The sequence below is a fragment of the Streptomyces roseus genome, from assembly GCF_001044425.1.
Lineage (GTDB): Bacteria > Actinomycetota > Actinomycetes > Streptomycetales > Streptomycetaceae > Streptomyces > Streptomyces roseus.
On sequence record NZ_LFML01000157.1, the window covers coordinates 20,720 to 27,718 of the forward strand.

Here is a 6,999-nt window from a genome sequence, read left to right on the forward strand (position 1 = left end):
ACGGCCGGACGAGGCCGGCTCCCGGTGCAACGGCGGGTATGTGCTGGTGCCGGGGACGCCGTAGACGGTGGCGATCTCGGAGTTGGCCGGTCGTGCCCGAAGGCCTTCCAGGGTCAGGGTGGCCCGGTCCACGGGGACGGTGGTGGTCGTCGTGTCGCTCCGGACGGTGTCCGTACGGCGGTGCTGGTCCAGGGTGACCGCCGCCGGCTTGGCATGTGACAGCGATGTACGGAACATGTCACAGGGCTCGTACTGCCGGGTTCCGCTGCTTCACCCCTGGCCCCGGCGGTGGGATGTTGACGGGCGGGAGCGGCCCGCGGCAGGCCGCGGGGAGGGATGGAGTGGACACCTTGACGCGTCAGCGACACCGCAACGGCAACGGCAGCGGACGAACCGGCGGAAGGACTGAGGGAAGCGGCGGGGCCGGCGTCAACGGCACGACGCGGCGCCGCTGGGCGGTCGTGACCGCCGCGGCGATGGCCATGGCCGTACCCGTGACCCTCGGTGCCGCAGGCGACGCGGGGGCGGCGGGGGCGGCGGGCGGCAATTCGATCGTCTTCGCCCGCTACACCGCGGCAGCGCCCACGGAAGACCTCTACGCGATCTCCCCCGGTGGCGGCACGACCGTCAAGATCACCCACACCTCCACCGTCAGTGACGTGATGCCGAGTTGGTCCCCGGACGGCAAGCGGGTGGCCTTCGTCCGCTACGGATCCGGTGGCGCCGTCGACGGCATCTGGACGATGAACACCACGGGCAGCGACCTGAAGGCCGTCCCCGGCACCAAGGGCGCCTCCGACCCGGCATGGTCCCCGGACGGCAAGCGGATCGCCTACGCCAAGCCGGTCGGCACCCAGCGCGAGATCTACGTGGCCGACATCGACGGCGCACCCGCCACCCGACTCACCCACACCGCCGCTGACGACCTCCACCCGACGTGGTCCCCGGACGGCAAATACCTCGCGTTCAACCGCGCAGACGCGGGCGGACACAGCAGAGTGATCAAGATCCGGCTGTCCACCCTGGCCCAGACGGCGGTCACCGGGCCCAGCTCCCACGACTGGACGCCCGACTGGTCGCACGGCGACCGGATCGCCTTCAGCCGCGTGGACTCCTCCGGCTTCGCCCACCTCTACCTCGTCCGCCCGGACGGCACCGGACTCCACAGCATCACCGGGGCGCTTTTCAACGACAAGAACCCCTCCTGGTCCCCGGACGGCAGCAGACTGGTCTTCACCAGGGGCGGTACCGACGACACCGACCCCGAACACCTCTACGTGGTACGGGCAGACGGCACCGCGCTGACCCAGCTCACCAAGACCGACTCCCATGACGTGGAGGCTGACTGGCGCCCCTGAAAGCCGGTCCGCGAGGCCGGCACCCCGACCGGGCCGGTCCCATCGCCCACTGGGCGCAGTTCCACCCCTCGCTCGCGCAGTTCCTTTGCCGCAGGCTCGCGCCTGTCGGCCAACACGATTATCGGCCCGATGCGCCCGGGCGCGCATGCTCCGCGCTCGTGGCCGTGCCCCCCACACGCGCCGCCCCGCACGGGATCAGTCAGGCAGTCCTCCCGTGGCGCGGGCCCGCGCCACGACCGCGTGCAGCAGCGCCTCAGCTGCGCGGCCTGGGTCACCGAGCTCGCGGAAGACCGAGGCGGCATCGGTGAGGTGGTCGGCGGCCTCACTGAAGTGGCCGAGCTCGGACAGCGTGCGCCCGAGGTTCTTCAGCACGATGCCCTCGCCCTCGCCGTCACCGAGCTCGCGACAAATCCGTAGCTCCCGCCTTCCGACGGTGATGGCGTCCGCCGGCCTGCCTGTTGCGACGAGGACGCCGCCAAGGTTGTTCAGCGCCGAGGCCTCGTGGTGGCGGTCGCCCGTCGCCCCGAAGAGGGCGGCGGCGGCGGTGAAGTGGTCGACGGCCTCGGGGAACCTCTGCTCCTGGCGCCGGAGCAGGCCGAGCTCGCTGAGCGCCATGGCCTCGCCGTGGCGGTCGTCGATCTCCTGGCAGACGGCGACCGCGTCGGTGAGGGTCCTGGCAGCCTCCTCCGCCAGACCTGACTGGGCCAGCACGGAGCCGAGGTTGCGCAACGTCGTGCCCTCGCCCAGACGGTCGCCGGCGTCGCGCAGAGCGGCGAGGGCACGTCTGTATGCCGTGACGGCCTCGTCCAGCCGGTCCAACCTGGCCAAGGCGAGGCCCAGGTTGCTCAGGGCCATGCCCTGGCTGCGGCGGTCACCCACCTTGCGGAAGAGGGCCACGATCTCGGTGAGGCTCTGCACGGCGTGCTCCGGCCGGCCCGCTTCCACCGCCAGCGCCGCCAAGCTACCCATCGCCTGGGCCTGGCCGTAGAGATCGTCGATCTCGCCGAAGAGGGCAAGGGCGCGGTGGATGGTCTCGGCCGCTTCGGGGAATCTCTTCAGCCGCATCAGAGCGCTGCCCAGGTTGTGCAACGCCATGGCCTCGTGGTGGCGGTCGCCGTTATCCCGGCAGATGTCGACGACCTCCCTGAAGACGTCGACGGCTCGTTCAGGTTCGCGTACCGCGATCAGGGCCGCCCCAAGGGTGTTCAGGGCGTCGCCCTCGCCCAAGCGGTCGCCGGCCTCGCGGAAGACGGCGGCGGCCGCGGTACTCAGGCGGATGGAGTCGGTGAAGTGGCCGAAATGGGCGAGGTACGTGGCGAGAGCCTGGGCGAGGCCGGTGGCGGCCGGCTGGTGTGCGGGCGCGGCGAGGGCGGCCGCGACGAGGTTGCTCCGCTCGGCGTCCAGCCACGCCACCGCCTGGTCGCGGTCGGTGAAGGTCTCGGAGGCGGGCCTGGTCTGCTCGGGCCACAGGTGGGAGTCGGCCTCTTGAGCGGTGGTGAGGTAGTGACGGAGCAGGCGCGACACCGCCGACTCCCGGTCATCGCCTGCTGCCTCCTTCTGGCCGAGTTCGTCGGCGAAGAGGCGGACGAGGTCGTGCATCGCCCAGCGCTCCGAGCCTGCGGCGGCGGCCTCCAGGAGGTGGATCCTGGCAAGGCCGGCCAGGAGACGCCGGGCATGGGTGGCGGTCTCGCCGAGCAGGGCGACGGCCGCGGCGGTCGACACATCCGGGCCGGGCGCCGCGGCCAGGAGGCGCAGTGCACGCTGCTGCGGCTCGGTCAGGTGGCGGTAGGACAGTTCCAGCGACGCCCGCACGGCCAAGGGACGGCCTTCGTCGTCGTCCCCGTCATAGACGAGCAGGTCCAGGCGGTCCCGGGCGTCCTGCAGCGCGTCGGCCTGGTCGGCCAGGCACCGGTCGCGCTCGTCCTTCAGCAGGGCACCGATGATCTTCAGCGCCAGTGGCAGGTGCCCGCACAGCCGCGCCAGCCGCAGTGCATCATCGGGCTGCCCCGTCACGCGAGCGTCGCACAGCGTCCGGTCCAGAAGGTCGACTGCGTCGGCCGGGCTCAGCGGGGAGAGGTCGACGCGGCGGGCGGGCAGCGAGGACAGGGTGTGCCGCGAGGTGACCAGGGCCCGGTGCGGCGCTGCGGGCAGGAGGGCGGCGATCTGCCCGGGTTCGCGAACGTTGTCCAGAACGACGAGGAGCGGACGGTCCTGTGCGGACAGGGCGTTCAGGTGAAGGCGCCAGGCATCCAGCTTCTCGTCGGTGCCTGGCAGATCCTTCACCTTGACCCCGAGTGCGCGCAGGAACCGGTCCGCGACCGCGCCCACCTCCACCTGCGGCCCGTTGCTGTAGCCGCGCACGTCGGCGAAGAGGATCCCGCCGGGGAACCACCCTCGCGCCCGGGCTTGATGAGCGGCGTGCACAGCCAGGGCCGTCTTGCCGACGCCTCCCATCCCCGCCACCGCCGACACCACCACCGCGGCCGCCGCGGCGTCGCCCGTACCGCCACCGGGGTCACCGGCCGGGTCCAGCAGGTCCCGGATCAAGTCCAGCTCGGTCGCACGGCCGGTGAATCCCGCCAGGTCCGCGGGCAGCGTCACAGGACCGGGTGGCGGGCCCGGCGAGGCGGCCCGCGTCGCGGGCCGACCGCCGCGTGCGGCCTCGCGTTCTTGGCGGGCCGCCGCCAGTAGCTGTTGCCACTGCCCCTCGGGCCGCCGCGCGTATCCGCTCCCCAGGCGCGCCGCTTCCTGCTGGAGGAAGCCGACGAGTGCCATCACGTACCGGTCGTAGTCCCTACTCGGCACGACGCGGCCCTTGAGCCAGTCATGGAGAGTCGACGCGCCGATGTCTATCGGCGGGGTCTGCTGAGTTCCGAGGCGCACCAGCCTCTTGAGCGTCGGGCGCCCCGCGCTCTCGTACGCCGCCGCCAGCTCCGCCCAGAACCGTTGCGCCCGCATCCCACCCCACCCTCCCAACTCCCCGTAAAAACGGTGAGATGTCAGCCCATCAGGCTCTTCACGGCCGCACAAGCCCCCAGGGCATTCGCACACATCGCCGGAAACTTCCCGGAAGAGAGGTACTGGCGCCGCAGACGGGCCGCACCGGGCGACCCGCTACGTGGCGAAGGAATACCGTCATGGCCGACAGTGACACCCCGAAGCCGTCCCCCCGTACCCGCCGCTTGCTCGCCGCCGGCCTGCGACTCCTCGCGCTGGCCGCCGTGAGCGGCGCCGCCGAGGCCGTCGTCACCTGGCTCCTCAGGTGAACGCAGCCCGGTAGCCGCGGCGGATGGGCGGACCCCACCCCACCGCTCGTTCAACTCCGTTGCCCCTTCAAGGTCGCGCCCGGCGAGGCAGTCCCGCTACATCCAGAAGCGGTCTGCTTCGCCGGCCACTACGACTTCGACATCGCTGTCTTGGCCGCCTACCGGCCGCAGGGCAAGGGCCGGATCGAGCGGCAGGTCCTGATGTGGAGAGGCAGGTCCTGATCGTCCGCGATCACGTCCTGTCCGGCGCTCCTTCTCGTCGATCGAGGAGAAGGACGCCGCCTTCCTGGCGCATGGGTGCCTCGACGACGGGCCCGGAGCCACAAGCCCCTCCGCGAGGACATCGCGAAGCGGGCGGCCAGGGACCATGCGGCTCTCAGCCGCTGCTGCCGAGTCTGTATCTGCTGGCTGAGCGGCAGCGCCGGCATGCGGGCAAAGATCGCCTAGTCGCCTGCGACGGCACCCGCTACTCGGTGCCTGTCCGCAGGGTCCGCCCCCGTCAACGGAGTGAGATCCGGGCAACGAAGTCCCAGGTCATGCTGCATCCACACTCGCCTTCGCGGGCGCCAGCACCGCTGCCAGCCGAACACTTCCTTGCCTTCGTCGGCATGGCCGCACTCCTTCTCAGCCACCGCCGACTCAGCCGACTGGGTGTGCGAAGGCATTCAGCGTGATGTTCCAACGCTCCTGGTCCAGACACGCAAGGGCGTGATCTCAGGCTCCGTCACGGCCTGTTCCAAGTGGCCCTCCGCGTCGCCCAGGTCCGACCAGGCGACAACGCCCGGCATGGTGTCGGCCAGAAACCCCTCGGCGACCGGACCAAGATGGTCGGCAACCGGGTACGTGCCGTTGAACGGCAACCCGCCGGTTAGCCGGCTCCAATGGCAATGGCTCATCGGCCACCTCAGCGATCCATGTCAACAGCACTGAAGCAGTATCCCGCCTGTCAGCGATCGCGCAGCACATCGAAGACTACGGGCTGGCCTGCGCTTTTGCCCCTGACGGTGCGGTCGTCTGGGACGGGCTCCAGCTGGTCCTGGATACGACGAGGGCCGGCGCCACGGCCCTCAGCGAAGCCACGTTCCGTGGTTCGGGCGCGGGACGTGGCTCAGGAGACGGCGACGGACCGGGCTGTCGAGGCGGGGCTGTCTCGGTCAGGTCTCCCTGCGCAGCTGTCGGGCGATGTCGATGTCGTCCTGCAGAGCGCTGAACCGGGGGTACGGCTCACGGGTGGCGTCCAGGACGCATACGTGGAGCTTGTCGCCTGCGGTGGGCTGAGCCACGTCGGCCTCCCACCAGGACGGATGCTTCACCTGGTCGATGAAGCCGTATACACCCGCATGCCCGTCCACCTCGGCTTTCGATCCCACGGGTGCGACCGCGACGACTGTCACTTCGAGTTCCTGATGATCGTGGAATGTCACTTCGGTCCTTTCCCTGTCGTGGACCTTCACATGGTCGACGAACTTATCCAGGAAACATCGATGCATCGCAGACCAAAAACCACTTCGGCGACGTCCTCCGCGTCGAGTCCGAGGCCCTGAGACCCACATCGCCGACATCAGGGCGGCGTACAGGCAGATCCCGGAGTTCAAGGGGGACGATTCCCGACCCGGCCGGAGTAGTTCCTCCGGGGTCTCGGACCGCTCCAGAGCGGAGCGCGGGAGGCACGGGCCAACCCGAACGCCCAGTTGCCGGGCGCAGGCCCCAAGGTTGACTCGATGCCTACGGTGCGTTCGGATGTCGTGGTCTCCGAAGCGCTGATGCAATTCCGATGACGACCGCCGCGATCACATCTCGGCTTTCATCACCTCCGAGTATCTGGCGCAGCTTAAGACCGAGAGCGGCTTCGCGGACGTGCCGCCGGAGCAGATGACGCGTGCCCAGATGCAGGAGATCGCCGCCCGCTACAGCGGCGGCCCGTACTAGGGGAGCGACGCCGCCCAGGCGTATGGTCGTGGCTTCGACCGGCAAGTGGACCAGGCGAAGGAGGCCCTGAGGTGAGCGGCAGCGCGGAACCGGCGGCCGACGTCCATCGCGGGCGCCCACTGCGGACGGCGAGCCGGGTCGGTACGGCCGTGTGCGCCGTTGTCCTTGTCGTCGGGCATCTGGTGACGGGCTATGTCCTGCTCACCGCGTACATGGTCGAGCCGGACGGCCCCTGGGACAGCCAGGCCGTCAGCAACACCGAGTTCGCGGCCGGCCTCGGACTCGCCTTCTCCATCGCGGCGGCCTTGCTCACGTGGGTCTTCGTCAAGGCCGAATGGCTGCGCCGCCGGTGGTACGCCATCCCTGCCGTCCTGGCCTTGGCCGCCCTGCTGCGCCTGACGGTCCTCACGCCTCAGCTATGACCGTGGGCTCTGGGGGGGGGGGGG

6 protein-coding genes are annotated in these 6,999 nt (G+C 70.5%); 4 read left to right on the plus strand and 2 right to left on the minus strand.

All coding sequences use genetic code 11. The features are described from left to right. The first annotated feature begins 350 nt into the window (after nt 1–350). Nucleotides 351–1,358, plus strand: a complete 1,008-nt coding sequence (locus ACS04_RS32065; protein WP_158977738.1) for a DPP IV N-terminal domain-containing protein — start codon at nt 351–353, stop codon at nt 1,356–1,358. Nucleotides 1,359–1,553: 195 nt separating this feature from the next. Here ACS04_RS32065 and ACS04_RS32070 read toward each other — a convergent pair whose 3' ends face one another. Next, complete coding sequence (locus tag ACS04_RS32070) at nt 1,554–4,316, minus strand: ATP-binding protein (protein ID WP_053081071.1); 2,763 nt, start codon at nt 4,314–4,316, stop codon at nt 1,554–1,556. A gap of 179 nt (nt 4,317–4,495) precedes the next feature. On the opposite strand from ACS04_RS32070, the gene ACS04_RS40215 reads away from it, so the two are divergent. After that, nucleotides 4,496–4,624 carry a hypothetical protein gene (locus tag ACS04_RS40215; RefSeq protein ID WP_280921044.1) on the plus strand — a complete coding sequence of 43 codons (129 nt, stop codon included), beginning with the start codon at nt 4,496–4,498 and terminating at the stop codon, nt 4,622–4,624. A 293-nt stretch (nt 4,625–4,917) separates the two neighbouring features. Next, nucleotides 4,918–5,298, plus strand: coding sequence for a Mu transposase domain-containing protein (locus tag ACS04_RS40565; protein ID WP_425337867.1), 381 nt, complete (start codon nt 4,918–4,920; stop codon nt 5,296–5,298). A gap of 480 nt (nt 5,299–5,778) precedes the next feature. Here the strand turns inward: ACS04_RS40565 and ACS04_RS32080 are convergent, their stop codons facing one another. Further along, complete coding sequence (locus tag ACS04_RS32080; protein WP_245236650.1) at nt 5,779–6,018, minus strand: hypothetical protein; 240 nt, start codon at nt 6,016–6,018, stop codon at nt 5,779–5,781. 606 nt (nt 6,019–6,624) lie between these two features. On the opposite strand from ACS04_RS32080, the gene ACS04_RS32085 reads away from it, so the two are divergent. Next, entirely contained in the window at nt 6,625–6,975 is a 351-nt protein-coding gene (locus ACS04_RS32085; protein ID WP_048480376.1) for a hypothetical protein, read from the plus strand. The last annotated feature ends 24 nt before the right edge of the window (nt 6,976–6,999 follow it).

Excerpts from the sequence above, each read along its gene's own strand:
- ACS04_RS32070 (WP_053081071.1), bottom strand. The coding sequence starts at position 4,316 with ATGCGGGCGCAACGGTTCTGGGCGGAGCTGGCGGCGGCGTACGAGAGC.
- ACS04_RS40215 (WP_280921044.1), top strand. The coding sequence starts at position 4,496 with ATGGCCGACAGTGACACCCCGAAGCCGTCCCCCCGTACCCGCCGCTTG.
- ACS04_RS40565 (WP_425337867.1), top strand. The coding sequence starts at position 4,918 with ATGGGTGCCTCGACGACGGGCCCGGAGCCACAAGCCCCTCCGCGAGGA.